At 61.5% G+C, this 26341-nt stretch carries 18 protein-coding genes; 11 read left to right on the forward strand and 7 right to left on the reverse strand.

Annotated elements, in window-relative coordinates; genetic code table 11:
• Positions 1-17 precede the first annotated feature (17 nt).
• The 5 genes from tyrR to hutW all read left to right on the forward strand — a co-directional run bounded on the left by tyrR (position 18) and on the right by hutW (position 5698).
• The gene (gene tyrR, locus AB5Y89_RS00645) at positions 18-1565 is read left to right on the forward strand and encodes a transcriptional regulator TyrR (protein WP_010674540.1); all 1548 of its coding nucleotides are present in this window, start codon (positions 18-20) and stop codon (positions 1563-1565) included.
• 198 nt (positions 1566-1763) lie between these two features.
• Positions 1764-2306, forward strand: coding sequence for a YfiR family protein (locus AB5Y89_RS00650; protein WP_368222647.1), 543 nt, complete (start codon positions 1764-1766; stop codon positions 2304-2306).
• Positions 2303-3544: a diguanylate cyclase gene (locus AB5Y89_RS00655; RefSeq protein WP_124245223.1), complete on the forward strand. Its 1242-nt coding sequence runs from the start codon at positions 2303-2305 to the stop codon at positions 3542-3544. The genes AB5Y89_RS00650 and AB5Y89_RS00655 overlap by 4 nt, the downstream gene beginning before the upstream one ends.
• 33 nt (positions 3545-3577) lie before the next feature.
• Positions 3578-4066, forward strand: a complete 489-nt coding sequence (locus AB5Y89_RS00660; protein ID WP_010674543.1) for an OmpA family protein — start codon at positions 3578-3580, stop codon at positions 4064-4066.
• A gap of 276 nt (positions 4067-4342) precedes the next feature.
• On the forward strand, positions 4343-5698 hold the full coding sequence (gene hutW / locus AB5Y89_RS00665) for a heme anaerobic degradation radical SAM methyltransferase ChuW/HutW (protein ID WP_368222667.1): 1356 nt from the start codon (positions 4343-4345) through the stop codon (positions 5696-5698).
• Between the two features lie 56 nt (positions 5699-5754).
• Here the strand turns inward: hutW and xseA are convergent, their stop codons facing one another.
• Both xseA and AB5Y89_RS00675 read right to left on the reverse strand, forming a co-directional pair.
• Positions 5755-7119: an exodeoxyribonuclease VII large subunit gene (xseA, locus tag AB5Y89_RS00670; protein WP_368222648.1), complete on the reverse strand. Its 1365-nt coding sequence runs from the start codon at positions 7117-7119 to the stop codon at positions 5755-5757.
• Positions 7120-7225: 106 nt separating this feature from the next.
• Positions 7226-8134 (reverse strand): DMT family transporter, encoded by a 909-nt coding sequence (locus AB5Y89_RS00675; RefSeq protein WP_368222649.1) that lies wholly within the window; start codon positions 8132-8134, stop codon positions 7226-7228.
• Between the two features lie 376 nt (positions 8135-8510).
• Here AB5Y89_RS00675 and AB5Y89_RS00680 point away from each other — a divergent pair, with 376 nt between their 5' ends.
• The 5 genes from AB5Y89_RS00680 (at position 8511) to AB5Y89_RS00700 (ending at position 20597) form a co-directional block, all read left to right on the forward strand.
• Positions 8511-11717, forward strand: coding sequence for an alpha-amylase family glycosyl hydrolase (locus tag AB5Y89_RS00680; RefSeq protein WP_368222651.1), 3207 nt, complete (start codon positions 8511-8513; stop codon positions 11715-11717).
• A gap of 812 nt (positions 11718-12529) precedes the next feature.
• Entirely contained in the window at positions 12530-13165 is a 636-nt protein-coding gene (locus tag AB5Y89_RS00685; RefSeq protein ID WP_368222652.1) for a YitT family protein, read from the forward strand.
• Positions 13166-13429: 264 nt separating this feature from the next.
• A complete protein-coding gene (guaB, locus tag AB5Y89_RS00690; RefSeq protein ID WP_010674549.1) occupies positions 13430-14893 on the forward strand; it encodes an IMP dehydrogenase in 1464 nt (487 codons plus the stop codon).
• A gap of 84 nt (positions 14894-14977) precedes the next feature.
• Positions 14978-16567, forward strand: a complete 1590-nt coding sequence (guaA, locus tag AB5Y89_RS00695; RefSeq protein WP_201997388.1) for a glutamine-hydrolyzing GMP synthase — start codon at positions 14978-14980, stop codon at positions 16565-16567.
• A gap of 184 nt (positions 16568-16751) precedes the next feature.
• On the forward strand, positions 16752-20597 hold the full coding sequence (locus AB5Y89_RS00700; protein ID WP_368222654.1) for a hypothetical protein: 3846 nt from the start codon (positions 16752-16754) through the stop codon (positions 20595-20597).
• A 329-nt stretch (positions 20598-20926) separates the two neighbouring features.
• Here the strand turns inward: AB5Y89_RS00700 and AB5Y89_RS00705 are convergent, their stop codons facing one another.
• The 5 genes from AB5Y89_RS00705 to AB5Y89_RS00725 all read right to left on the reverse strand — a co-directional run bounded on the left by AB5Y89_RS00705 (position 20927) and on the right by AB5Y89_RS00725 (position 24651).
• The gene (locus AB5Y89_RS00705) at positions 20927-21754 is read right to left on the reverse strand and encodes a bifunctional transcriptional activator/DNA repair enzyme AdaA (RefSeq protein WP_368222655.1); all 828 of its coding nucleotides are present in this window, start codon (positions 21752-21754) and stop codon (positions 20927-20929) included.
• Between the two features lie 51 nt (positions 21755-21805).
• Complete coding sequence (locus tag AB5Y89_RS00710; RefSeq protein WP_336567786.1) at positions 21806-22570, reverse strand: SDR family oxidoreductase; 765 nt, start codon at positions 22568-22570, stop codon at positions 21806-21808.
• A gap of 403 nt (positions 22571-22973) precedes the next feature.
• Positions 22974-23345: a DUF6616 family protein gene (locus AB5Y89_RS00715; RefSeq protein WP_039039033.1), complete on the reverse strand. Its 372-nt coding sequence runs from the start codon at positions 23343-23345 to the stop codon at positions 22974-22976.
• Entirely contained in the window at positions 23342-24124 is a 783-nt protein-coding gene (locus AB5Y89_RS00720; protein ID WP_368222656.1) for a HEAT repeat domain-containing protein, read from the reverse strand. Before AB5Y89_RS00720 ends, AB5Y89_RS00715 begins: the two co-directional genes overlap by 4 nt.
• Complete coding sequence (locus tag AB5Y89_RS00725) at positions 24121-24651, reverse strand: MarR family transcriptional regulator (RefSeq protein WP_319891952.1); 531 nt, start codon at positions 24649-24651, stop codon at positions 24121-24123. Before AB5Y89_RS00725 ends, AB5Y89_RS00720 begins: the two co-directional genes overlap by 4 nt.
• Positions 24652-24910: 259 nt before the next feature.
• On the opposite strand from AB5Y89_RS00725, the gene AB5Y89_RS00730 reads away from it, so the two are divergent.
• On the forward strand, positions 24911-26281 hold the full coding sequence (locus AB5Y89_RS00730; RefSeq protein ID WP_368222658.1) for a leucine-rich repeat-containing protein kinase family protein: 1371 nt from the start codon (positions 24911-24913) through the stop codon (positions 26279-26281).
• The last annotated feature ends 60 nt before the right edge of the window (positions 26282-26341 follow it).

A 26341-nucleotide genomic window follows, 5' to 3' on the forward strand; every position in this document is an offset into this window, starting at 1 on the left:
TAGGAAGTGTGTGCCGAATGCGTCTTGAAGTCAGCTGTGAAGACCGTCTGGGCCTGACCCGGGAATTGCTCGACCGACTGGTGGAGCACAACATCGATCTGCGCGGCATCGAAATCGATACCTCAGGCATCATCTATCTCAATTTTCCCGAGCTGGAGTTTCGTGACTTTCAGCATCTGATGCCGGAAATTCGCCGCATTCCCGGCGTCTATGACGTCAAGACCATCCCCTACATGCCCTCCGAGCGGGAACACCACGAGATAGAGGCCCTGCTCAAGGCGCTGCCGGACCTGGTCTTCTCCCTCGACAGCAAGGGGCGGGTGACCCAGGCCAACCAGGCCGCCCTCACCACCCTGGCGTTGCCACCGGACGAGGTGCGCGGCGTGGCGATCGCCTCCCTGGTCAAGGGCTTCTCGTTTGGCCGCTGGCTGGAGTCGGGGGAGATCAAGCCCCAGACCTGCAAGCTGAGCCTCGGTGGCGAAGAGTACCTGGGCGATCTGATGCCGCTGTTCGTGGCCGAAGAGAAGGGCAAGCAGGCTCTGGCCGGCGCCGTGGTGGTGCTCAAATCCGCCCGCCGGGTCGGCATGCACTTCAGTGCCCTGCACGCGGTGGAAGTGGGGGGCTTTGAGCACCTCCAGGCCGAGAGCCAGAAGATGAAAGAGGTGCTGGCCCAGGCTGCCAAGCTCGCGATGCAGGACGCCCCCTTGCTCATCGTGGGGGAGACCGGCACCGGCAAGGAGTTGCTGGCCCGGGCCTGCCACGGCGCCAGCCTGCGCTCCAGCCACCCCTTCATGGCGCTCAACTGCGCGGCCATGCCGGACAACGTGGCCGAGAGCGAGCTGTTCGGCTATGCCCCCGGCGCCTTTGGCAACAACACCGAGGGCAAGCGCGGAGTGCTGGAGCTGGCCAGCGGCGGCACCCTGATGCTGGACGAGATCGGCGACATGTCCCCCCATCTGCAGACCAAGTTCCTGCGGGTGCTGCAAGATGGCGTGTTTCGCCGGGTCGGTGACGAGCAGGAGGTGAGGGTCAACGTGCGCTTCATCTGCACCACCCAGAAGCAGTTGCTGGATCTGGTTCATGAAGGGAAGTTTCGCGAAGATCTCTACTACCGCCTCAATGTGCTTAGCCTCAATCTGCCGCCGCTGCGCGAGCGCAAGGCGGACATCATGGCCCTGGCCCAGCAGTTCGTGTCGCGCTTTGCCAGCGAACTGCAGCGCCCGCGTCCGCGCTTTACCCGCAACATGGCCGAGTACCTCACCGCCTACCGCTGGCCCGGCAACGTGCGCCAGCTGCGCAACTGCCTCTATCGGGCCATGACCCTGCTGGAAGGGGACGAGATTGGACCCGAGCACGTGGACTTGCCGGTGGCGGCCGATGCCATGCCGCTCATCGACGAGTGGTTCGAAGGGGGGCTCGACGAGGCGGTGAAGCGTTTCGAGAGCCGCCTGCTGGAGCGGCTCTACCCGGCGTTCCCCTCCACCCGCCAACTGGCCAAGCGGCTCGGTGTCTCCCATACCGCCATCGCCAACAAGCTGCGCGAATATGGGATTGGCAAGAAGTAGTGTCGATGGACGGTGTCTGCCTGGGGCATTGAGCGCCTTGCAGGCACGGCTGCGACACCCGGTGACGCAACCGTGCCACTTGCCTCTGGGGGCTGGCCACCCGGCTGGTAAGCTCGGTGCGGTGCCATGCAGGCACTCTCATCATGGGCGTCGGGTGACCCCGGCGCCGACCTTGACACTCTCGCGGGCACCATGCAGATGTTTTGTTACCTCCGGTTACTGATGTGGCTGGCGCCACTGTGCTGCATGCTGATGCTGGCAAACCAGACCATGGCGGCAACCTCCGCCGAGGCGCGCAGTGACATGGTGCGCCAGACCGTGCTCGATATCCTCAGTTACACCCGCTGGCCCAGCGAGCCCGCCAGACTTCGGCTCTGCATCACGGCACCGACGGAATATGCGTCATCCCTTCTGACCATCGAACGGCAGGCCAATGGCCGACCGGTGGAGGTCCATCGCTACGACATGGACGACGAGTCGCTGATCCAGCGCTGCGATGTCATCTATCTGGGGGTGCTGGCACCGGCGCAGCGCCTCTCCCTGTTCGAGCGTCTGCGCGGTCACGCCATCCTCAGCATCAGCGAGCAGAGCCGCGAGTGCATCGCCGATGCGGTCTTCTGTCTGCAGGCCGGGGAGGAGAGGGTGCGTTTTCGGGTCAATCTGGATGCGCTGGCCCGCAGCGGCGTGCGAGTGCACCCGGCCGTGCTCAAGCTGGCGCGAGCCGATGAGGAGGTGCGATGACGGTCCATCACGCCACTCCCAGGCTTACCCTGCGACAGAGTCTGGGGCGCACCCACATGATGATCTCCCTGACTGCCGTCTGCATGGCCGGGCTGTTTCTGACCGTCACGGCGCTGCTGGCGCTGCGCCTTTATGCGGATCACAACCTCAAGCTGGTGGCGCGGGCCATCAGCTACACCACTGAGGCGGCCGTGGTCTTCCATGACAAGGAGGCGGCACTGGATGCCCTGGAGACCATCACCTCCCGGGAAGACATAGCCAGCGCCAGCATAGTGCTGCCGGACGGCCAGGTACTGGCGAGCTGGCGCCGGGACATCACCACCCCCTGGACCACCCTGGAGCAGCACCTGGCCCGCCTGATCCTGCCGGGGCCCGTGGCGCTCCCCATGGTGCGCGAGCACAAGGAGATAGCCAGGGTGCATCTGGTCGGTCACGGCCAGTACCTGCTGCGATTCCTGTTGCAGACCTTGCTGGCCACCTTGGTGTGCCTGCTCATCAGTATTCTCGGGGCACTCCATGTGGCGCGCCGGATGCAACGCTCCATCACGGCACCCCTCAAGGCCCTGACCGAGGTGGCTTACAACGTCAGCCGCCAGCGGGCCCTCAAGGAGCGGGTGCCGGCGGCCAATATCGCCGAGCTGCACGAGCTGGGTGAGGATTTCAATTCGCTGCTCGACGAGCTGGAAGCCTGGCAGGCCCACCAGAAGCGGGAGAACGCCAGCCTGCTGCATCAGGCAACCCATGATCCCCTGACCGGTCTGCCCAACCGTGCTCTGTTCGAGGCTCGCATGGAGCAGGCCATCCTGGCAGGTAACAAGGGGCATGAAGGTTTTGCCCTGCTCTATCTGGATTGCGATCGTTTCAAGCAGATCAATGACAACCTGGGCCACAGCATCGGCGACGAAGTGCTGATCGCCGTGGCGCGGCGGGTGCAGCATCAGCTCAGGCCCCTGGATCTGGTCTGCCGGCTGGGGGGAGATGAGTTCGTCATCCTCCTGACCCCGATCCATGGGGAGGACGAGGTACGCGAGGTGATAGGGCGAGTGCAGCAGGCCATGAACACCCCCGTGGTATTGAGTGACGGTCGCCATCTCGGGGTGGGGATCAGCATCGGCTCTGCCCGCTATCCCGAGCAGGGGAAGACGGCGGATGCCCTGCTGCAATGGGCAGACGACGCCATGTATCAAGCCAAACGACAACGCAGGGAGGAGAGAGAAACACGAAAAACGAGCACGTGAAGTTGAACCGGAAATAGTGAAAGGATGATAAGAATGCGCATGTTGAACCCGATCAAAGCGGGCCTGGTGGCACTGTTGCTGAGTGTGCTGGCGGCGTGCCAGAGCCCTCCCCAGGGGCTCACGGCGGAGCAGATCGCCGCCTTGAAGGAGCAGGGATTTCACCTGACCGACGAGGGATGGACCCTGGATATCTCCAACAAGGTGCTGTTCGCCAACAATGTGGGGGCCCTCAACCCCGAGACCCGCCAGGTGGTGGAGAAACTCGGCAAGGCCCTGATTGAGGTAGGACTGAACCGGGCCCGGGTGGACGGTCATACCGACTCCAACGGTGATGAGGCCTACAACCAGCAACTCTCCCTCAAGCGGGCACGGTCGGTGGCCGATGTCCTGGTGTCGGTGGGTATGCCCCAGGGGAACCTGGATATCCGTGGCCGCGGAGAAGAGGCGCCCATCGCCGACAACGCGACCGCTGCCGGACGAGCGGAAAATCGCCGGGTTGCCATCATCATCGGCAATGGCTGACCCCCGTCAGCCGGTATCGGCGCGGCGCTCCCGTCAGGAGCCTTGAATCAACCGCCTGATCCTGTGTGTGCCACCACTCTCCAGTGGGAGAGTGGCTCTCTTCCCTTGTTGTTTCACGCTTTCCTTGCCTGACGCGCTGTTGCCCTGATGGGGACAGAGTGACGGCTCAATCCTTCCCGACTTGATCCAGCACAAATACCTACAACTGATATTCGTTATCATTTGCGTTATTTACGCAGGGTAACCCCAGTGACGACTCTCCAGCTTTCTTCGACCATGACGGGGCTTTGTACCCCGGATCCCCTCAAATTCGCCTTCACCGCCAAGACGTCGGCCCATGCCAGCCGGGGAGGGACCGCCCCCCTGATGCTGGACGATGCCGGCTGGCAAGCCTGGTGGCAGCAGGAGAGCGAGGCCAAGGCCCGAGCGCTCTATATCCATATCCCGTTTTGCCGCAAGCGCTGCAGTTTTTGCAACTTCTTCGAAAACGGCGCCAATCCGGCGCGCATGAGCCGCTACATGGAGGCACTCTGCGGGTCGCTGCGCCAGGCAGCCGAGACGCCGCTTGTCCAGAGCCGGCCTTTCTCGGCGGTCTATGTGGGGGGCGGCACGCCAACCGACATGGCGGCGGGCGATCTCGCCCGCCTGGCCAGCGTCATCCGCCGTTTTCCCCTGACCGTGGATGCGGAACTGACCCTGGAGGGGCGGCTCAACGGCTTTGATGACGAGAAGTGGCAGACGGCCCTGGCGGGTGGCTTCAATCGCTTCTCGTTCGGCGTGCAAAGTTTTGATACCCGCGTGCGCCAGCAGGCGGCCCGCTTCGATGACAGGGAGACCTTGCTGTCCCGGCTGGCGGCGCTGACCCGCCACAACGAGGCGGTGATCGTGGCGGATCTCATCTTCGGTCTGCCGGGGCAGGATGAGGCCGTGTGGCGCCAGGATATCGCGGATGTGATGGCGAGCGGTGTGCACGGGGTGGATCTCTATCAACTCATCTCCATGGCGGGCACCAACCTGGCGCGCGCCGACGAGAAAGGCACCCTGGGCTGGGCCGCCGATGGCCAGCAGCGGGCAGTCATGTATGCCGACGGGGCCCGGACGCTGGAGGCGGGGGGCTGGGAGCGGCTCTCCTGCAGCCACTGGCGGCGCACCGATGCCGAGCAGAGCCGCTATAACCAGATGGCCAAGTGGGGCGCCGAGATCCTGCCCTTCGGCGCAGGGGCGGGGGGCAACATTCACGGCCACGGCCTCATGTATGGCCGGGATCTGGCGCCCTGGCATGAGGCGCAGGCGGGGGGCGTGCGTGCTCCCGGCATGGTGATGAGGCCCAATCCCGATGCCCGTCTCGACGGGTTGCTGAGAGGGGGGCTCGACACCGGATGGCTGGCGTTGTCGCAATTGCCACAGGGGCTGGTCTCCCACCTGATGCCGCTCTTTGAGGCCTGGCAGCGACACGGGCTGGCACGGCTCTCGGCCGAGCGTCTCGCCCTCACCCTGGCGGGGCGTTTCTGGAACGTGAATTTGCAGGCCGGGTTGTTCGAGTATCTGAGGTGCAATCCACCGGGGGGGACCAAGGGGGGCGAGAAACCATCCGGCCACCCGGGCAAGATGGCCGGTCATGCCCTGGAATAACGGGCTATCGGAGCACAGAAAGGAGGCGGGGGCCTGGTGCAGGCCCCCGCTTTTTGTCAGCGGTTGTCGACCTCGTCCACCCGCACTCGCAGCGCTCCCTCTGCGAGGGTGGTGATCAGGGTCTGGCCTGCATTGACCTGGGATGCGCGGCGGATCACCTCCCCGGAGGGGGTGCGCACGATGGCGTAACCGCGCCCCAGGGTGGCCAGCGGGCTGATGCCGTCGAGGCGGGCTCCTAGCATGGCGAGGCGGTGGCGGGCGAGATCCTGGCGTTTTGCGATGAGGGCATGGAGGCGCTCCTCGGCAAGCTGGTGACGACGTTTGCCGATGGCCAGCAGCTTTTCGGGGCTTCTGGCCTGCAGGCGCATGGCGAGGCCCGCGAGGCGCCGCTCCCCCTGGTGCAGGCGATCACGCAGGTGCTGCTGCAAGCGGCGGTCGAGCTCGTCGAGGCGCTGGGACTGCTGCTCCAGCCGTCGCTTGGGATCCTGATGATCGAGCCGCTTCTGCAGCAGGACGAAGCCATGGCGGGCTGCGACCTGGTGACGGCTCATGGCCTGGGTGAGCCGCTGGCGCAGGTGCATGAGGCGCTGGGCGCGGGTGCGCCTGTCCGGCGCCACCAGCTCGGCGGCGGCAGAGGGAGTGGGGGCACGAAGGTCGGCGGCAAAGTCGCTGATGGTGACATCCACCTCGTGTCCTACGGCGCTCACCACGGGGATGACGGAGCCTGCGATGGCCCGTGCCACCGCCTCTTCGTTGAAGCACCAGAGATCTTCAAGGGAGCCGCCGCCGCGTCCGACGATGAGCACATCCACCTCGGCGCGGCGGTTGGCAAGCATGATGGCCGCCACTATCTGGGCGGTGGCGGCGCTCCCCTGCACCTGGGTTGGGTAGATGAAAACGGGCAAGTCCGGGGCGCGGCGTTCAAGCACCGTCAGCATGTCGTGCAGGGCGGCGCCGGTGGCGGAGGTGACCAGCCCGACGGCGCGGGGTTCCTGGGGCAAGGGGCGCTTGCGCCCTTCGTCAAAGAGCCCTTCGGCCCCGAGGCGGCGCTTGAGCTCCTCGAAGCGCAGGGCCAGCATGCCATCCCCGGCGGGCTGCATGGACTCGATGATGAGCTGGTAGTCGCCCCGGGGTTCATAGAGGGAGACTCGCGCCTGCACCAGCACCTGCATGCCATCCTGGGGACGGAACGGCACCCGGCGGTTGTTGCCCTTGAACATGGCGCAGCGCACCTGGGCCGACATGTCCTTGAGGGAGAAGTACCAGTGGCCGGAACTTGGCATCGCGAGGTTCGAGAGCTCGCCGGTGAGCCACACCAGCCCCAGATCCTGCTCCAGGATCATGCGCACGGCGCTGTTGAGGCGGGTGACGGTGAAGATCTGCTGTTGTCTGCTCTGACTGGCGGGTTCGAGGTGATTCAAGGCTGGCCCTGCTGTGGTGTCCGCCGGGGCGGGAGAAACGATGGGGGTCATCTTACCCCAGTTGCGCCCATCTGCCGAGCCATGGGCCCGGCAGATGACGCGGAGCCTAGGCTTGTGCCTTGGCCGACTTGATGGCTTTGGCGGGGCTGGTCACCAGCCAGACCGCGAGGCAGACCACGGCGCCGCCGAACACGAAGCCGCCGGTGAGGGTTTCCCCCAGCACCAGATAGCCCCACAGGATGCCGAAGGGCGGAATGAGGAAGGTGACAGTGAGACTTCGCAGGGGGCCGATGTCGGCGATCAGCCTGAAATAGAGCAGATAGGCGAAGGCGGTGCAGAGGAAGCCGACCGCCAGCACGCTGGCCCAGACCCCAGGTTGGGCCCAGTCGACGGCGGGGCCGGTCGCCAGGGTGTAGCCGAAGAAGGGAAGCAGGAAGAGGACGGCCCCTATCTGGCTGCCAAAGGCCACCAGTTTGGCGTCCAGGCCTCCCCGCTCGGTGACCCAGCGCCTCGTCAGGAAGCCGGCGCAGCCATAGCAGGCGGTGGCGATGAGGCAGGCCAGCACCCCGATGGCCAGTTGGCCGCTCAGGTCGACCTCCCCGGTGGTGGTGATGAGCCCGATGCCCACCAGCCCCAGCATGACCCCGGCCCACTTTCGCAAGGTCAGCGTCTCGTGAAAGAAGGAGAAGCCGATGAGGGCGCCCATCAGGGGCGTGGTGGCGTTGAGGATGGCGGAATACCCTGCGGGCAGCCAGAGGGCCGCCACGGCATACATCAGGAAGGGGACGCCGGAGTTGATGATGCCAAGCACCATGATGGATTTGAGCTTGCCCTGAAACTGCATGGGGGTGCGCAGCAGCAGGAGCATGGCGGCGAGTCCGACGAGGGCGAAGAAGACCCGCAGGAAGGTGGTGTTGACCGAGCCGAACGCCGGCGCCGCGATGCGCATGAGCAAGAAGCTGGCACCCCAGATGGCTGCCAGCGCGAGCAATCTCCCGTAATCCGATGGTCTCATCGTTTCTCCCTGAATGAACCGCCCAGTTGCCCGAGATGGCAAGGGGGATTGCATCATGGGGGCAAGCGTCCCCGATGGCAACGGCGCCGTGCAGGAGGCAGGGGCTGACCCTGTGCCCGAGGTGGTCGCGGAGGGCGGCCATCTTGCTCTCCCCGATGGGGGCGCCCCTCACTTCTGCGCCAGGAAATGAAAGCGCTATCAATCACATACAGCCCATGATGAGGTCGACAGTGGTCACATTTTGCGCGTGTTGGCCATGAATTGGCCATGGGGGACTCTAGACTGGTCGGGCTCATCTGAAGGCGGGACGTTGCGGATGGGGGAATGCCGGGACACACCGGCATCACACACAAACAATGAAAATAAAGGACTATCAATGGCTAGATGGATACTCGCGGCCGGATTGTTGGGAACCCTGATCACGGCGCCGAGCACGGCGGCGGAGTGGTTCTTCCGGGGCACCGCGAATGGATGGGCGGCGACCGCCATGACGTCGACGGACGGCGTCAATTTTGATACCTGCCAGCGCTTCGTGAGCGGGGATGCCAGCGGCGGCCCGCGCTTCAAGATAGACAGGTACGGCAACTGGCAGCAGAGCTACCCAGCGGCCGACTACGGGGTCAATGCCAACACGGCGTACCAGATCCGCATCAACGCGAGCACCCAGGCGGTGAGCGCGACGGCGGTGGCCAGTTGCGAGGCCTCGGGGTTTGCCAGCACCTTGCCGCAGCTCAACGTGCGCGGCACCTTCAACGGCTGGGCCAGCCTCCCCATGACCCTGGTAGGGGATCATCTGTGGCAGGTGGAAGCCTACCTGGATGGCAAGGCGAGCCAGCGCCTCAAGTTTGATCAGGCTGGGGACTGGGCCGTCAACTTTGGCGACAGCAACGGCGACGGCGTGCTGGAGAAAAGTGGCGGCGACATCTTTTGGAGCGCCGTGGGCACGGTGCGCATCCAGGTCAACGATCAGACCCTGGCCTACAGCATCACCCCCCTCGGGGATGACAACCAGCCGCCGCTCGCGGTCATCACCCCGGGGGGGGCGGTGAACGTGACCCAGGGGGCGTCGCTCACCTTGAGCGGCAGCGACTCCACGGATCCCGACGGCCAGATCGCGAGCTATCTGTGGAGCAGCGGCGAGACCACGGAGAGCATCGTCGTCAACACCACCCAGACCGGCACCTTCACCTATGGCCTCACGGTCACCGACGATCAGGGCGCCAAGGGCAGCAGCAGCGTGAGCGTGGTGGTCGGGGCAGGACAGAGCAGCGACAGCTGGTACTTCCGGGGCACGGCCAACAACTGGGGGCTCACCCCCATGACCAGCGAGGATGGCACCATCTTCTGCACCGAGCAGGCCTTTGGCAGCAACAACCCCCGCTTCAAGATTGACCACAAGGGGGACTGGACCGAGGCGTATCCGGCCCAGGATTACCTGGTCAGCGCCAACACCAGTTATCGCATCTGCTTTGACAGCCTGCGCAAGGCCATCGAGGTGGAGACGCTGGCCGGGGCCGATCTGCAGGCCCCCACGGTGACGGCCACCCCGTCCCCGGGGAGTTATGTGGACAGTCAGTCCATCACCCTGGGAGTGAGCGACGATCAGGACAGCGCCCCCGCCGTGCATTTCACGACGGACGGCAGCCAGCCCACCACGGCATCGGCCCGCTATGCAGGTCAGCCCCTGGTGGCGAGTGACAAGGGGAGCGGCACCGATCTGGTGATCCGCACCCTTGCCATCGACGCCAGCGGCAATCAGCGCGAGCAGCGCTTCGAGTACCGTATCGGCGAGCAGGGGGTGGCGAGCGGCGATTTTCGCGCCGAGAGCATCTACTTCCTGCTGACTGCCCGCTTCTATGATGGCGATGCCAGCAACAACTACTACAACCGGGATCGCTACAAGGCGGGGGATCCCCAGTGGCGTGGCGACTTCAAGGGTTTGATCGCCAAGCTCGACTACATCAAGGATCTCGGCTTCACCGCCATCTGGGTGACGCCGCCGGTGGAGAACCGCTCCGGCCTGGACTACCACGGCTACCATGCCTACGACTTCTACCGGGTCGATCCCCGTCTGGAGTCGCCGGGGGCGGGTTACCGGGAGTTCATCCAGGCGGCCCACGCCAAGGGGCTCAAGGTGATCCAGGATGTGGTGCTCAACCACTCGAGCCAGTACGGCCTGCGCGGCAAGACCTGGATCGATCGCCTGCCCGTCAAATACTACGTACCGGCGGGGTCGAGCCAGGGACTCATCAACAATGGCCCCTATCAGGGCAATCTTGGGGATTACGCCAGTGCCAACCGCTGTGACGACGACAACCCGGCGGCTCCCGACTGGTACAAGGCCCGCTGCCAGTCCGATCCGGCGGGCACCCAGCCCCTGGTAGACCCCAAGACCGGCGCCACCGTGCCGAGCGCAGGCTACAACCCCAACCGCTTCTTCGGCATCGACGCCCAGACCCTGGATCCCGCCTGGTATCACCTGGACGGTTTCATGTCCGGCGGTGACTGGGAGAGCCCGCTTGCCCTGCAGCGCAAGCACATGGCGGGGGACTGCATCGATCTCGCCACCGGCAACCAGAACGTCAAGGACTACCTCAACGGCGCCATTCGTCAGTACCTCGACATGGGGGTGGATGCGATTCGTATCGATACCTTGAAGCACATCGAGCGGGACGAACTGCTGACCTATGTCCATGACTGGCAGGCCCACAAGCCGGGGCTGTTCGTCTTTGGCGAAAACCTGGTCAAGGGCACCGGCTGGGGCTCTGAGCTGGCCAACGACAATGCCTCGGCGGTGATCCGCCCCTGGTGGTACACCCGCACCACGGCCAACCCGGCCAATCCCCGTGCAGGGGGCGATTCCGGCCTCTCTGTGCTGGACTTCTCGCTGTTCTCCACCTTCCGTGACAACGTCACCCGGGGGAACTTTGGCGGGGTAGGGGGGATTTTCGCCATGGACTGGGTCTATGGGGATGCCACCAAGCTCATCACCTTCTTCCAGAACCACGACGTGGGGCCGGACAACGACTTCAAGTACCGCTACGGCGGGGAAGAGGGCAATGCGGCCATGACCTACAACCTGCTCTGGACGGCGCGGGGGATCCCGACCCTCTACTACGGGGAGGAGGTGATGTTCCAGGCGGGCAAGCCCCAGGATATCGATGGGGCCACCATGACGGTGGATCAGACCGGTCGTGCCTACTACGGGGAGGTGCTGGACAACCCCGCCACCCCGAGCCACCCGCTCTATCAGCACATCAAGCGCTTGAACCAGATCCGCAAGGCGGTGCCCGCCCTGCAAAAAGCGCCCATGAGCCAGGTGAACGAGTGGGGGAGCGGCATCAGCTTCGTGCGTGATCTGAGCGCCGAAGGGAGCTACGCCGCCGTGGGCCTTGCGGCCAACTCGGCCCAGCAGATAAACCTGAGTGGCCTGAAGAACGGCACCTACACGGACGCGGTAACCGGTGCGAGCCAGAGCGTCAGCAACGGCAGCCTGAGCTTTGCGGTGCCCGCCTATTCGGCGCGGGTCTGGGTACTGAACGGCCCGGGCAAGGTCGGTGCTGACGGCAAATACCTCAAGTAAGGAAGCCCTGTCACAGGGTGCAGCGAGTCGGCCTTCGGGCCGACTTTTTTATTCTGCCTTCTGCCTATGCCTGAATGGATGCCCCATCCTGATGGGACTCTGGCTGCGGAGGGGCTGGTGGATGGGCAGACCTGTGGACTCGCGACCAGCACGCTCATGGGCAGGGGGCTAGAGGGAAGGGGAGTGGTGCATCCGCCGCCCGAGTCACTTCATGCTCTGCATATTGGAGTGCTCATTGCTGTGCTCATGGCAGTGAGCAAAGCGGTGCCCATGTCGTCTTTGCGCTGCGGTGCAAGGCAAACTGTGCCACTCGGCTGCTCTATATTGGTGCAATTGCTCTTTATTGGTGCGCGATATCCACATCCGCCCCTGGAACCCGCCCCGAAGAAACACGCCGTATGGCCCCCGGGCTTCGCCCATGACAAGCATCATCTATGCTGAAAAGCGGCATCCTATCGACATGATCTGCCGAAAAACCGGGCTGTGAAGGGGATAGCACGAGGCCTTTTTCGGTGACTCGGGTAAACATGCTGCGCCACTGTGATGGCCGATCACGGAAGTGGTGAATTCTACCTGCATATTGCGCATTTATCGGAATTTAAATCCGATTATTTATGTTATCGCGGACTCTTGTTTTGATTGGCGCTCTTTTTGCTGTGACTTGTCATCCCCATGATGGCGAGATCAGGGGGCGGGGGAGCGCAAGATTGGGGGGGGGGGACGGCAAGGTGAACGGGTCGCCGCCATCAGCCCCAACGCGGCCTGGTTGTCGGGCAACGGATGCCACCATCAAATCGGATCTAAGGAGTCATATGGAAGGTGAAATGACCATGCAGCCAGCGGCTGCGGGCAGGGGTCTGGCCCATACCCTCAAGGACGATGTCTACGGCATGGTGCTCGGGGTCATGTTTATCGCCGTGGGGCTCAATCTGCTCAAGTGTTCCGGCATGATCACCGGTGGCATCGCGGGCATCGCCCTGCTGCTCGCCCATGTCAGCACCCTGCCCATCGGCGTGCTCTTCTTCCTGGTGAACTTGCCCTTCATGGTGTTCTGCTACGTCACCATGGGGCGCGCCTTCACCCTCAAGACGCTGATCGTCAACGTCGCCCTCTCGGCGGCCACCCAGGCGGTGCCGCTGCTGCTGACGGTGAGCTATGTCCATCCCCTGTTTGCCGCCCTGGTGGGGGGAACCTTCCTCGGCATGGGGGTCTTGTCTCTGGCGCGTCACAATGCCTCCGTGGGGGGCACCGGCGTGGTGACGCTCTGGCTGCAACGGCGCACCGGCATCAATGCGGGAAAGAGCCAGATGGTGCTGGATGTGCTGGTGTTTGCGCTCTCTCTGCTCACCCTGCCGCTTCCCCTGCTGCTCTGGTCAACCCTGAGTGCGCTGGCCATGAACGCCATGCTGATGAACTGGCACAAGCCGGGCCGCTATCAGGGGAACTGACCCCCGGTCTGGCTGACGGCTGCGAGGGAAAAAAGGCCGTTCCGGGAGACTGGCGGCAGAAAGGGGCTCAACGGCAAAAAAGATCATCTTGTCGGGAAAAACGGCATGGTTACGGCTGAATTTATTGGTTTTTTGCCCTGTTGGTGGCGTTAAATCGGGCTACGCCATAAAAAATTCAAAAAACTTCTTTACCACTGCCCAATGCATGAGTAAAATTTGTCGGCAATATTTTACACCCCCACTCCTCAACGGTGAGATATTGCCATGCTCAGGATTGCCAAAGAAGCGCTGACCTTCGACGATGTACTGTTGGTTCCAGCCCACTCCACTGTTCTCCCCAATACCGCCGACCTGCGTACCAAGCTCACGTCTGCGATCACGCTGAATATTCCGATGATCTCCGCTGCCATGGACACAGTGACCGAAGCCCGTCTGGCTATCGCACTGGCCCAGGAAGGCGGCATCGGCTTCATTCACAAGAACATGTCCATCGAGCAGCAGGCTGCCGAAGTGCGCAAGGTCAAGAAGTACGAGAGCGGCGTGGTCAGCGACCCCGTTACCGTGCGCCCTGACATGACCATCGCCCAGATCAAGGAGCTGAGCCACAAGAACGGTTTCGCCGGTTACCCCGTGGTGACTGACGGCAACCAGCTGGTGGGTATCATCACCGGCCGTGACGTGCGCTTCGTCATCGATCTCTCCCAGACCGTCGAACAGATCATGACCCAGAAAGATCGTCTGGTGACCGTGCGTGAAGGGGCCCCTCGTGAAGAGGTGGTGGCCCTGATGCAAAAGCACCGCATCGAGAAGGTGCTGGTGGTCAACGGCGATTTCAAGCTCAAGGGCATGATCACCGTGAAGGACTTCCAGAAAGCCGAGCGCAAGCCCAACGCCTGCAAAGACGAGCGTGGCCGTCTGCGGGTCGGTGCCGCCGTCGGTGCCGGCGCAGGCAACGAAGAGCGCGTCGCCGCCCTGGTGGAAGCCGGTGTGGACGTGCTGCTGATTGACTCCTCCCACGGCCACTCCCAGGGCGTGCTGGATCGCATCAAGGCGACCCGTGAAGCCTATCCTGACCTGCAAATCATCGGCGGCAACGTCGCCACCGCCGCTGGCGCCAAGGCGCTGGTGGAAGCGGGTGTCAACGCCGTCAAGGTCGGTATCGGCCCGGGCTCCATTTGTACTACCCGTATCGTGACCGGCGTGGGCGTGCCCCAGATCACCGCCATCTCCGACGCTGTGGACGCCCTGGAAGGCACCGGCGTGCCGGTGATTGCCGATGGCGGCATCCGCTTCTCCGGTGACGTGGCCAAGGCCATCGCCGCGGGCGCAAGCTGCGTCATGGTGGGCTCCATGTTTGCCGGTACCGAAGAGGCGCCGGGCGAGATCGAGCTCTATCAGGGCCGCTCCTTCAAGTCCTACCGCGGCATGGGCTCTCTGGGTGCCATGTCCAAGGGCTCCAGCGACCGTTACTTCCAGACCGACAACGCCGCCGACAAGCTGGTGCCGGAAGGGATCGAAGGGCGCGTGCCGTACAAGGGCCGCCTCAAAGAGATCATCCACCAGCAGATGGGCGGCCTGCGCTCCTCCATGGGCCTGACCGGCAGCGCGACCATCGACGACATGCGCACCAAGGCCGAGTTCGTGCGCATCTCTGGCGCCGGGATGAAAGAGTCCCACGTTCACGACGTGACCATTACCAAAGAAGCCCCCAACTACCGGATGGGCTGATGAAACGGGGCTCTGCGCCCCGTTTTTCCACCCTTTTTTTATCCCGTGCTTTTTGTGACAACATCAGCCTGATGCAGGAATAAAATGACTAAAGACATTCACGCCCACCGTATCCTTATCCTGGATTTCGGTTCCCAGTACACCCAGCTCATCGCCCGTCGCGTTCGTGAAATCGGCGTCTACTGCGAGCTGTGGGCCTGGGACGTAACCGAAGAGCAGATCCGCGAGTTCAACCCGAGCGGCATCATCCTCTCCGGCGGCCCGGAATCCGTGACCGAGGCGGGCAGCCCGCGCGCCCCCGAGTACGTGTTCAACGCCGGCGTGCCGGTGTTCGGCATCTGCTACGGCATGCAGACCATGTCCGAGCAGCTCGGCGGCAAGGTGCAGTCCTCCAACCTGCGTGAATTCGGCTACGCCCAGGTCGAAGTGCTGGGCCAGTCCGGCAAGACCAGCGCCCTCTTGCGCAACATCGAAGACGCCATTGCCGACAACGGCAATGCCCTGCTGGATGTCTGGATGAGCCACGGCGACAAGGTCACCGAGATCCCCGCCGGCTTCACCACCATCGCCCAGACCGCGACCTGCCCCCACGCCGCCATGGCCGACGAAGCCAAGCGCTTCTACGGCGTGCAGTTCCACCCGGAAGTGACCCACACCCGTCAGGGTGCCCGCATGCTGGAGCACTTCGTCAAGGACATCTGCGGCTGCGAGTGCCTCTGGACCCCGGCCACCATCATCGATGACGCCGTTGCCCGCATCCGCGAGCAGGTGGGTGACGACGAGGTGATCCTGGGCCTCTCCGGCGGCGTGGACTCCTCCGTGGTCGCCATGCTGGTGCACCGTGCCATCGGCGATCGCCTCACCTGTGTCTTCGTCGACAACGGCCTGCTGCGCCTGAACGAAGGCCAGCAGGTGATGGATATGTTCGGCGATCACTTCGGCCTGAACATCGTCAAGGTCGACGCCGAAGAGCGCTTCCTCTCCGCTCTCGCGGGCATTGACGAGCCGGAAGCCAAGCGCAAGACCATCGGCCGCGTCTTCGTCGAAGTGTTCGACGACGAGTCCAAGAAGCTCAAGAACGCCAAGTGGCTGGCCCAGGGCACCATCTACCCGGACGTCATCGAATCCGCTGCCAGCAAGACCGGCAAGGCCCACGTCATCAAGTCCCACCACAACGTCGGCGGCCTGCCGGAAGAGATGAAGATGGGTCTGGTGGAGCCCCTGCGCGAACTGTTCAAGGACGAAGTGCGCCGTGTCGGCCTCGAACTCGGCCTGCCCTACGACATGCTCTACCGTCACCCCTTCCCGGGTCCGGGCCTGGGCGTGCGCGTGCTTGGCGAAGTGAAGAAAGAGTACTGCGACCTGCTGCGCAAGGCTGACGCCATCTTCATCGAAGAACTGCGCAAGGCCGACCTCTACAACCAGGTCAGCCAGGCGTTCGCCGTCTTCCTGCCGGTGCGCTCCGTCGGCGTCATGGGTGATGGCCGCAAGTACGACTGGGTCATTGCGCTGCGCGCCGTCGAGACCATCGACTTCATGACCGCCCACTGGGCCCACCTGCCGTACGACTTCCTCGGCCACGTGTCGAATCGCATCATCAACGAGATCAACGGTATCTCCCGCGTGGTGTACGACGTCTCCGGCAAGCCGCCCGCAACCATCGAATGGGAATAAGCGACTAACGCCTCTTCCTGCGATCATGCAAAACTGTCAAAAAGGCGCCCTTGAGGCGCCTTTTCTTTTTCCAATCGTTTGCGGAGCAAAATTCGCTCTCAAGCGGCGATGGTTCTTTTCATTAAATGGATTACTGACTTACCTCCGAATATGATATGAGCGTTCAATTTGGGGGGAAGGTGTCGTGGCCATTTTTGATATTGAGAAAGATGAATTACTCCGCTTTTCCGATACTCAGCTCGAAGAGTTGATCGCGCGCCTTGCCGAGGCTGAGATTGCTGCTCATGGTTATAGTCCTGCCTATGTACACTGGTCAGGCTCTATCAATGCTCCTGATGGTGGTATCGATGTTCATGTTCAAGTGCCTGTTGAAAAAATAAACACGGGCTTTATTGAACGACCTGATACGATCTTTCAAGCCAAAAAGCATCCAATGCCGAGGGCTGCGATAACCTCAGAAATGACCAATGATGGGATATTATCACCGACGATCTCTGAACAAGCGGCAAAGGGAGGGAGTTATATCATCGTTAGCTTGGGTGATGATTGCTCTCCTCCTATGAAAGAGGACCGTCTCGAAGCAATGCAGTATGCGGTAGCGGATTATCCTCATGGGGCCAGTATTCACTTGGATTTTTACGACCGCTCGAAACTAGCGCAATGGTTGCGGCAGCACCCGTCAGTCATGCTCTGGGCCAAAAAAACGCTTGGTCAGGGATATTCTGGGTGGCAGCCATATGGTGCTTGGAGCAATCCGCCTCAGGGGTCAGTAGATACCTTGATTTCAGCGCCAGGGGTGACAATTACTCTGCCATCCGGAAAGGGGCAAAAGCTAGCCATTCAGGACGCTATCGGGCCAATGCGAGAGCTGATTAGCTCAACCAATAAAGCTGTTCGTATCACTGGATTATCCGGTGTTGGAAAGACCCGAATCTTACAGGCTCTTTTCGATGAAACGGTCGGAGCAGATGCGCTCGATCGGACTATCGCAGTTTATGTTGATACCGGTGAAAGCCCGGAACCCTCTGCAACAGCAATGCTAGATCGACTGATCGCTGAGGGGCGACGTGCCATTATGATCCTTGATAATTGCCCTTCTGAATTGCACACACTCCTAGCCCGTAAAGTAGCGGCCAAAGGTGCGATCAGCCTGATCACTGTCGAGTATGACATTAGAGATGACAAGCCTCAGACCACAGAGGTCATCCATATAGAAGCGATCGGACCGGAGATGGCTGAGCAGCTTCTTATCCGTCGCTTTCCCATTATTGGTCGGAATAACGCCCGCCGCATAGCCGAATTTGCTGACGGCAATGCGCGGGTTTCTCTGGCTATCGCCGAGAGAGTGGAAGAAGGTGAAAGTTTGGCTCAACTTTCTGACGTTCAGTTATTTGACCGATTGTTTGACCAGCGGAAGAGCCCGGACGATGACCTTCGGGCGCAGGCTGAAATATTGTCTTTGGTTTATTCATTTTCAGTTTCAACGGCTGAGGAAGGTCAAAACGAACTGGAGGTATTGGGTTCTATCTCAGGGTATTCCGCAAACCAGTTGTTCCGAGCAACAAGCAAGCTGTCTGATCGCCATATTGTACAGAAGAGGGCCCATTGGCGGGCCATTTTACCTCATGCCATTGCCAACAGGCTGGCGTCATCGGCACTGAATTGTATTCCGGTTAATCAACTAAGAGCGACTTTTGAAACTCTTGGCAACCAACGCTTACTCATGTCGTTCGCACACAGGTTAGGGCTGCTTCACGATCATCCCGTGGCGAAAGAGATTGTTGAATGTTGGCTTCAGCCCGACGGGCTGTTGGGGCGGTTAACAGAATTAAACGATATATCTGAAAGAATGCTGAATTATATCGCGCCAGTTGCACCTGAAGCTCTGCTAGATAGGATCGAAATGGTGTTGACTACGTCTGATATTCATGACGGTGCAACGAGTGAGAATCTACATACCGCAACCATCATCAATCTTTTACAGCTATTAGCATATGAGTCGAGAGCATTCGATCGCTGTATTAGACTTCTTATTCATGTGGCTGGTTATGAGAAAGAGAATGATGACAATAACTCGCTAGGAAGCCAGATAACCAAATTCTTCCAAGCATATCTGTCTGGTACTCACGCTACGTTAGAGCAACGCATTACCATCATGAATGAATGCTTTTCATCGGATGTTCCTAGACGTATAGCGTTGGGTTTCAAGATGCTTGCGACAACCTTAGAAGATCGCTGGACTGGATTTGGAATGAATGCGTTTGGTGCTCGGCCGAGAAACTATGGACTTCACCCCAGTCATGATGAGCTTGTGCAGTGGCGAAGTGCTTTTATCGATGTTGCGGTACAATTGGGCACCTCCGGCGATCCCGCTATTGAGGTTCCCGCGCGTCAAATCATGGAGAATACATTCCGAGGGATGTGGAGCCAGATAGCGATAAGAGAAAAACTGATTGATGCTGCTCGAAAATTACATGCACATCGCCCTTGGGGAGGTGGTTGGAAAGCCGTTCGCTCTACGATCTATTTCGATCATACCGAGCGCAAAAACGCGAATAATGTCGAGTCCATACCAGATAATCTTGCTGCCTTGGAGAAAGAGCTAGAGCCACATGACTTGATTTCGGCAATTAGTACTTATGTTTTGAGCAAGGGGCAAGACTATTGGGCTCTGGATGCCAATTTTGATCATGAAAAAATCCATAAATATGATGAGGCCAGGCAACGACTTGAAGCCAAGGCGTTGCAATTAGGTGAGGAGTTTGCGGCATCAGGTCATAAACTTGATGAGCTGGGGCCAAACCTGTTTTCAAATGGTTGGATGCCTAATACCTATGCATTCGGAAGAGGATTGGCTAAGGGGGGGCATGATTTACGAGCGGGCTGGCAGCAACTTGTCGAGCAACTGGAACCATTGTCCAGGGTAGGTATGAATGTTGCTGTCTTTGGTGGTTTTATCAAAGAGATAGATGCATTTGAACCAGAGTTGGTACAGGAGTTACTCGACTTTTGTGCCCAGCATCCAGTACTCCGTCACTCGCTGGTCTATTTGCATCCTTGGGGTAAATTTACAGAAGTTGATCTAGAGCGTTGTATGATGCTGTTGGATGATCCTGATATTGACCCAAATATGTATGAACCCATCTTATGGCGAGATGAGTATGCATCCTTGCCGAGAGCGAGAATCCTCGAGCTTGCAATGCGACTTCTGAGTAAACCTGGCGGCAGTGATGTGGTGCTGGAGGCGCTAAGCATGCGCCTTCATGACAAAGATGTGATGGTGGATACGTTGGGGCCCGATTTTCGTCAGATAGGTCTTAGGGCCGCAATTTTAAATTTGCCAAAAGATCACAACGATCCTGGTGGGTCAAAAGGCTACAACATGGAGTGCGTCATCAATGCTGCATTACGTTTCGATGGCAATGAGCCAGAAAAACAGGAGTGGTTGGACGCAATTTTTGCTGTTGTTGATCTGCACTATGGTTACGTTCATTCATATGAAAGCGCCATTGAGACAACAGCTGCGCTGATGCCAGAAGCATTTTTAAATCGAGTCTTTGAAGGCACTGAAGAGCAACAAGAACGTCGGCAGTTTTTTATTTGTAATAGAGACTTACGATTCTCACCTCTTGCCTATATTAATATGGATTTTCTGATTTCGTGGTGTTGTGCCCGAAATGAGCCCCGCGTATGGGTAGCTATTGCAGCAAGCATTAACTTGTGGGAAAAGGATGGCGAAATTGAAGGGCTCAGGATGTCAGAGTTAGCTCTCAGGCTGCTTGAGTCATCTCCTGACCCTGCTATTGTTCTGGAAATATTCGCCGAAAGTGTCACTCCTTCATCTTGCTCTGGTAGCCGAGCCAAAGTAATGCAGTCCAGAGCGGAGGCAATTCGCAAGTTAGTTGAGCATGACAGAGCAGATATTTCGAGTGCAGCTCAAACTGTTTCAGAGAATTTGGTTCAGTTTATCGAGCGACAGAAAGAGCGAGAACAGCGGGAGGATATGGAGCAAGAACAGCGATTTGAATAAAAATCACCTGTTTCAAGTCCGTAGGGTGCAATGAACAGCGTGAATTGCACCTCTAATTTGGTGTTTCATACCTTGTACAAAAGCCGCTCGGCAAACGGTGCAATGCGCTGCGCTTATTGCACCCTACGTCTCTTCGTCAATTCGCCGGGGTGGTGTAACTGATCGCACGCCCCGTAACCAAAGGAACAGAAGGGGCAATCGGCGCCCCGACTCTGCTAATGCCCCAGCTTTATATCACGGCATGCTGGTCCGGCATGGTTTTATAGTCTGCTGACTCACAACCAACAGCCCTGTTTTTCCTCCTATCAGGAGAGCATAAAAGGCCACGTTCACTCATACCTCGCCGCTTCCCAGGCATGTATCGCCTGTTTGCGGGTCTCGCCCCAGTGATAGCCGCCGAGTTTGCCGTTTTGCTGGATGACTCTGTGGCAGGGGATCATCAAGGCGACGGGGTTGGCGCCCACCGCCAGTCCCACGGCGCGGGCGGCCTTGGGGTTGCCGACGGCGCTTGCCACCTGGGCGTAGCTCACCACTTTGGCGGGCGGGATCGCGAGCAGCGCCCGCCAGACGCTGATCTGAAAGTTGGTGCCGCTCACGTGCAGGGAGATGGGGCGATCCGGCGTCTTGCTGCCATCGAACATGGTGTGGATGACCTCCTGGGTGCGTGATGGCGCTTCTCGCAGTTCTGCCTCAGGCCAGCTCTGGGCTAGGGTGGTCAGCGGCGCCTGTGGGGCCTGGTCATCGAGAAAGGAGAAGTTGCATACCCCCCGCGGGGTCAGGGCGACGAACGCCTTGCCGAAGGGGGTGTCGTGCACCCCGTGATCGATCACCAGCCCGGCCCCGCGCTGTTTGTATTCGCCCGGCGTCACCGCCTCGAGCTGCACGAAGTGATCGTAGAGCCGCGAGCCGCTGCTCAGGCCCAGGGTATCGGCCACCTCGAGCAGCGGGCGCGACTCCTGCAACAGCGCCTTGGCCCGCTCCAGAGTCAACACTTGTAGATAGCGTTTGGGCGTCACCCCGGCCCAGCGGCTGAACAGCCGCTGGAAGTGAAAGGGGCTTAAGTGAACGTGCGCCGCTATCTCGTCCAGGGTGGGCTGGCGCGCCACCTGGCTTGCGATAAAACGGATGGCATCGGCGATGCGGGCGTAATCAGACATAAGGCGCTCTCACGATAGGTTTGCAGCCGCAGGATCCTGTGTGCGACAAGGTCATGTGCGACAAATAGATACCCCACCATCGGCCAGCAGGGCAATGCCGGTGGTAAAGCTCGATGCATCGGACGCGAGATAAAGGGCCGAGCGGGCGATCTCCTCTGGTTGGGCCAGCCGTTTGAGGGCATGCATATGCTGCACAAAGGCGAGACTCTCCGGTGTATCGGTAAAGGCCCGCCCCATGGGGGTGTCGGTGCCCCCCGGCAGCAGGGCGTTGACCCGCACCCCTTGTGCCCCATATTCGGCGGCCAGCACCTGGGTCAGACCGATGAGGCCCGCCTTGCTCGCGGCATAGGCCGCCATGCCGGGCAGCCCCAGGGTATGGCCGACGAAGGTGGAGGTAAAGATAAGGGAGCCGCCCCCGCGTGCCTGCATGGCGGGGATCTGGTACTTGGCCCCCACAAAGGCGCTGGTGAGGTTGGTATCCAGGGTCGCATGCCACTGCGCCAGTTCAAGCCCCGGCACGCTGCCCGGCGTCCCCGTGGTGCCGGCGTTGTTGAAGGCGATATCGAGTCCGCCGAAACGGGTCAGCGCAAGATCCACCAGGGCGCGGGCATAGGTTTCGCTTTTCACATCTCCCGCCAGGCTTACCGCCTGGCCCCCCTCGTGGCGGATCTCCTCCACCAGCGCATCCAGCTCGGGCTGGCGGCGGGCACCGACGACGACGCTGGCCCCCTCCCTTGCAAACAGGATGGCGCTGGCGCGACCGATACCGGAGCTGGCGCCGGTGATGATGGCGACCTTGTTGGACAGTAATGACATGGCAGTTCCCTCGCGTGATGTGCATGGCGCCAGGTGGCGACGCTCATGCCGGGTTGGCAGACAAGTGGATGGGTTCAACCCCCTCCTGGTTCAAACCTCATTTGGTTCAACCCCTTGGGGGGTCGAAAGCACTGTTGGTTTGAAAGCACTATGGCGGCGAACCTTCGTCACGACGACCCGGATCTTGCTCACTTGTGCCATCGGCGATGGGCCATCACGGCATCGGGAGATATCCGCGTTTTATGAAGGGAGTGGGAAGGGAGCGGGCAGGGAGCGGGGCTGTGGCGCCGCTTTCCCAGGTGGTGGTGACCTGGGTTTGCAAGGGCAGGGCATGGAAAACAGTGCCACCGGTGTCGGCGGCACTGACGCAAAGCCTGGTGGGATAACGCTCTTTTAGGGGTTATCAGGCCAGGGCGGGGCTGGATGTGGCGGCGCAGGGCAGGGCGGCCAACTGTGCAAGGTGCTCGCCCAGGGAGACACCGGCGCCGGTGGCGTTGACCGTCTCGAAGTAGTCGTGCCAGCCCGATGCGGCTATCCCCTGGACGAGGGCCTCGATGGCTGCGGCATCCGGCCCGCGCCAGATGGCGAAGAAGGGGTGGGGCGCACCATGGAGGGTGGCAGCATCGGTCTCGCCCAGGGCGATGGGCTCCACCCCGAGGGCGGCGAGGTTGGCCATGCCTGTGCCAATGGCCTCGAAGAACTGCTGACGAGCCGTCTGGCTCAATGCCAGCCAGGCGGGAGTGGGGGTGTAGAGCTCTGCCAGATAGTGGGTCATAGGGGTTCCTTCGGGAGTTGGCCCTTGCGCAAGGTGCGCAAGGCGCGTTGACAAATCCGGGTTGTCGCGGGGCTGGGGCTTTCGTGAGACCAGCGCGCGCAGAGGTCAGTGACCCACTGTGGCCTGTCTTTGCTCGCATCGTTCAGCCAGTTGGCAACGGAGTCCTGCACATAGAGGGCGGGATCGGCCTTGAGGGGCTCGAGCAGCATCAGGGCTTGCTCCGGCGCTTGTCGCAGGGACGCAAGATGGGTACACCAGACGCCGCGGGGCCGGGTCGCTTCGCTTGCAAAGCGTCGCAGTCGCTCGGACGGCTCCACCGTCCAGGGCACCAGGGCGGCAATGGCCGCCTCCAGTTGCGCGGCAATGGTCGTTCGCATTGCGAGCCAGGCCCACTCGCGCACCCCAAAGTGAGGGTCATCGGCGAGGGGGCGAATGAGGGCCAGGCGGTCGCTGAGTGACAGCCCCTCGCTCGCGCCCACCATGAAACAGGCCCAGCCCCGCACGGTATCGGAGGGATGACGGCTGAGCGCCGCAAGATCCCTCGTGCCGTTCTCGGTCAGGAGCAGCCTGGCGGCCAGTGCCATGCGCCGGGTAATGCCCTCCCCGGATGCGGCGTGCATCGACGCCAGCGCCTGGGGCCCGAGCGAAGGCCGGGTGCACTGCATCAGGGCGGCAAAATCCACCGCCAGGCATTCGGTCAGGTTGCTTGCCTCAGCCTCTCCCCGGTTGAGCTGGGCGAGGCGTGAGGGGGCGATATCCGTGATGCGGCTGCGTGTCATGGGTGCTCCTCTGTGGCGGCCTCTGTGCAGCCTGCCCGGGATGAGATGACATTGAGCCAGGCCCGCTTGAGCAGGGCACTCAGGGTCTCTCGCTCTGCCTGATCGAACCCGGCAAACAGGGAGCCTATCCACTGGCTGTGCTCATCGAGCAGGTGCTGCGCCAAGGCCTGGCCCTGCTCTGTCAGGCGCACCGAGATCTTTCGCCTGTCCTGGCTGTCGCTGTGGCGAGCCAGCAGGCCGTCCCGTTGCAGCCCGTCGAGCAGGCCGGTGATGGTGGCCCGCGTAACCCCCGCCTTGTCGGCAAGCTCGTGGGGAGCCAGCCCTTGTGGCAGGTCGCGCAGCAAAAACAGCAACACGAACTTGCCTTCGGAGAGGCGATGGGGAGCCAGGCGCGCCGCGCACGCCTGATCGATGGCAGCGGCGAGGGTCAACACCTCAAAGCAGACGCGTATGTTTTGGGTGTCCGCGTGTCCGCGGCGCTCTGCATCCTCGAGCAGGGCGAGGTGTTTCTGATCCAGCGTGATCATGATGGTGAGTCTCGAATGACTTTGTATGGCGCCATACTATATGGCGCCAATCAAATGATCAACCACCCAAGCGCGCGACCGGAATGGTCCATGGCAACGGAGAGCGGGAGTGTGGCGATGGGGGGCCTTTGCAAGAGCAGGCGTTGCAAGAAAATCGGCCATCTTTGGCCGTCATTCCCTATAATGCCCCTCCTTTGTGGTCTGGGGGGAGTGCCCGCAGTGAGCCACCGCAAGCCCGAATGTTGATAGAGACGATCCCATGCATACCCTGGAACAGCTTCGCGCAGGCGAACTCTGCGGCGCCCGCCACCTCAAACTTGCTGAAAACCTCGCGGTGTTCCCTCCCGAGATCCTGAGCCTCAAGGAGACCCTGGAGGTGCTGGATCTCACCGGCAACCAGCTGAGCGAGTTGCCTGACGAGTTGGCCGAATGCAGGAAGCTGCGCATCCTCTTCTGCTCCGAGAACAACTTCACCGAACTGCCCGAGGTGCTGGGGCGCTGCCCTGCGCTCACCATGGTGGGCTTCAAGGCCAACCGCATCGCGACCGTCCCGGCCGCCTCCCTGCCCGCCAGATTGCGCTGGCTGATCCTGACCGACAATGCCATTGAACGGCTGCCGGACGAGCTGGGGCAGTGCGACGCCCTGCAAAAGCTGATGCTCTCTGGCAACCGGCTCGCTGGGCTTCCCGAGACGCTTGCCGGTTGCCACCGTTTGGAGCTTTTGCGCATCGCCGCCAATCGCCTGCCAGCGCTGCCGAGTTGGCTGCCCTCGATGCCGCGTCTGTCCTGGCTGGCCTTTGCGGGCAACCCTTTCTGTGATGAACAGGCGTGTCTGAACGGCACATCGGAGTTCACTACCGAGATCCCCTGGCAGGGGCTCTCACTGGGGGATGTGCTCGGGGAGGGGGCATCCGGCGTCATCTATCGCGCCGAGTGGGCGAGTGCCGAAGGGCCCGGGGCGGTGGCGGTCAAGCTCTTCAAGGGGGCCGTCACCAGCGATGGCTTGCCCCTGAGCGAGATGACTGCGTCCCTGGCCGCCGGTCGTCATCCAAACCTGGTCGGTGTGATGGGGAGAGTGAGCGATCATCCCTCCGGCATTCCGGCACTGGTGATGCCCCTGATAGACCCCGCCTTCGCCACCCTGGCGGGGCCCCCGAGCCTGGACTCCTGCACCCGGGATGTCTATGGGGCGGATCTGAACTTCACTCCGGCCCAGGTGATGGCCATGGTGCAGGGGGTGGCTGCGGCCGCCCGACACCTGCACGAGCGGGGCATCCTCCACGGCGATCTCTACGCACACAACCTGCTGTACTCCTTGCAGCCCGCGATGCCTCACTCGCCGCAGGAGGCGCCGGGCCGGGTGCTGCTCGGTGACTTTGGTGCCGCCTCCTGTTACGACAGCGCCGATGAGGTGCTGGCCGGGCGGCTGGAGCGCCTGGAAGTGCGGGCCTTTGGCTGCCTGCTGGCCGAGCTGCTGGCGCGCTGTGATGGGAGGGACGCCGACCTTGACCCCCTCCATCGACTGGCCAGGGAGTGCGGCTTTGAGGTGCCTTCCCGGCGACCCACCTTCGCGCAGATCCTGACCCGGCTGGCAGCGATGGCGACAAGCCTGCCTGGGGTCGTGGCCTGAGGCCTGCCCATCGTGAGCCTTCTCTTGCACTGGGGCGGGATCATGGGGCTTGCGCCACTT

This window comes from Aeromonas sp. s4 (assembly GCF_040907855.1).
In the GTDB taxonomy this organism is placed as follows: Bacteria; Pseudomonadota; Gammaproteobacteria; order Enterobacterales; family Aeromonadaceae; genus Aeromonas; species Aeromonas caviae.

Excerpts from the sequence above, each read along its gene's own strand:
- hutW (WP_368222667.1), top strand. The coding sequence starts at position 4,343 with ATGACGGGGCTTTGTACCCCGGATCCCCTCAAATTCGCCTTCACCGCC.
- AB5Y89_RS00715 (WP_039039033.1), bottom strand. The coding sequence starts at position 23,345 with ATGACCCACTATCTGGCAGAGCTCTACACCCCCACTCCCGCCTGGCTG.
- AB5Y89_RS00680 (WP_368222651.1), top strand. The coding sequence starts at position 8,511 with ATGGCTAGATGGATACTCGCGGCCGGATTGTTGGGAACCCTGATCACG.
- AB5Y89_RS00725 (WP_319891952.1), bottom strand. The coding sequence starts at position 24,651 with ATGATCACGCTGGATCAGAAACACCTCGCCCTGCTCGAGGATGCAGAG.
- AB5Y89_RS00685 (WP_368222652.1), top strand. The coding sequence starts at position 12,530 with ATGGAAGGTGAAATGACCATGCAGCCAGCGGCTGCGGGCAGGGGTCTG.
- AB5Y89_RS00730 (WP_368222658.1), top strand. The coding sequence starts at position 24,911 with ATGCATACCCTGGAACAGCTTCGCGCAGGCGAACTCTGCGGCGCCCGC.
- AB5Y89_RS00675 (WP_368222649.1), bottom strand. The coding sequence starts at position 8,134 with ATGAGACCATCGGATTACGGGAGATTGCTCGCGCTGGCAGCCATCTGG.
- AB5Y89_RS00655 (WP_124245223.1), top strand. The coding sequence starts at position 2,303 with ATGACGGTCCATCACGCCACTCCCAGGCTTACCCTGCGACAGAGTCTG.
- AB5Y89_RS00720 (WP_368222656.1), bottom strand. The coding sequence starts at position 24,124 with ATGACACGCAGCCGCATCACGGATATCGCCCCCTCACGCCTCGCCCAG.
- tyrR (WP_010674540.1), top strand. The coding sequence starts at position 18 with ATGCGTCTTGAAGTCAGCTGTGAAGACCGTCTGGGCCTGACCCGGGAA.
- guaB (WP_010674549.1), top strand. The coding sequence starts at position 13,430 with ATGCTCAGGATTGCCAAAGAAGCGCTGACCTTCGACGATGTACTGTTG.
- AB5Y89_RS00710 (WP_336567786.1), bottom strand. The coding sequence starts at position 22,570 with ATGTCATTACTGTCCAACAAGGTCGCCATCATCACCGGCGCCAGCTCC.
- guaA (WP_201997388.1), top strand. The coding sequence starts at position 14,978 with ATGACTAAAGACATTCACGCCCACCGTATCCTTATCCTGGATTTCGGT.
- AB5Y89_RS00705 (WP_368222655.1), bottom strand. The coding sequence starts at position 21,754 with ATGTCTGATTACGCCCGCATCGCCGATGCCATCCGTTTTATCGCAAGC.
- AB5Y89_RS00660 (WP_010674543.1), top strand. The coding sequence starts at position 3,578 with ATGCGCATGTTGAACCCGATCAAAGCGGGCCTGGTGGCACTGTTGCTG.
- AB5Y89_RS00650 (WP_368222647.1), top strand. The coding sequence starts at position 1,764 with ATGTTTTGTTACCTCCGGTTACTGATGTGGCTGGCGCCACTGTGCTGC.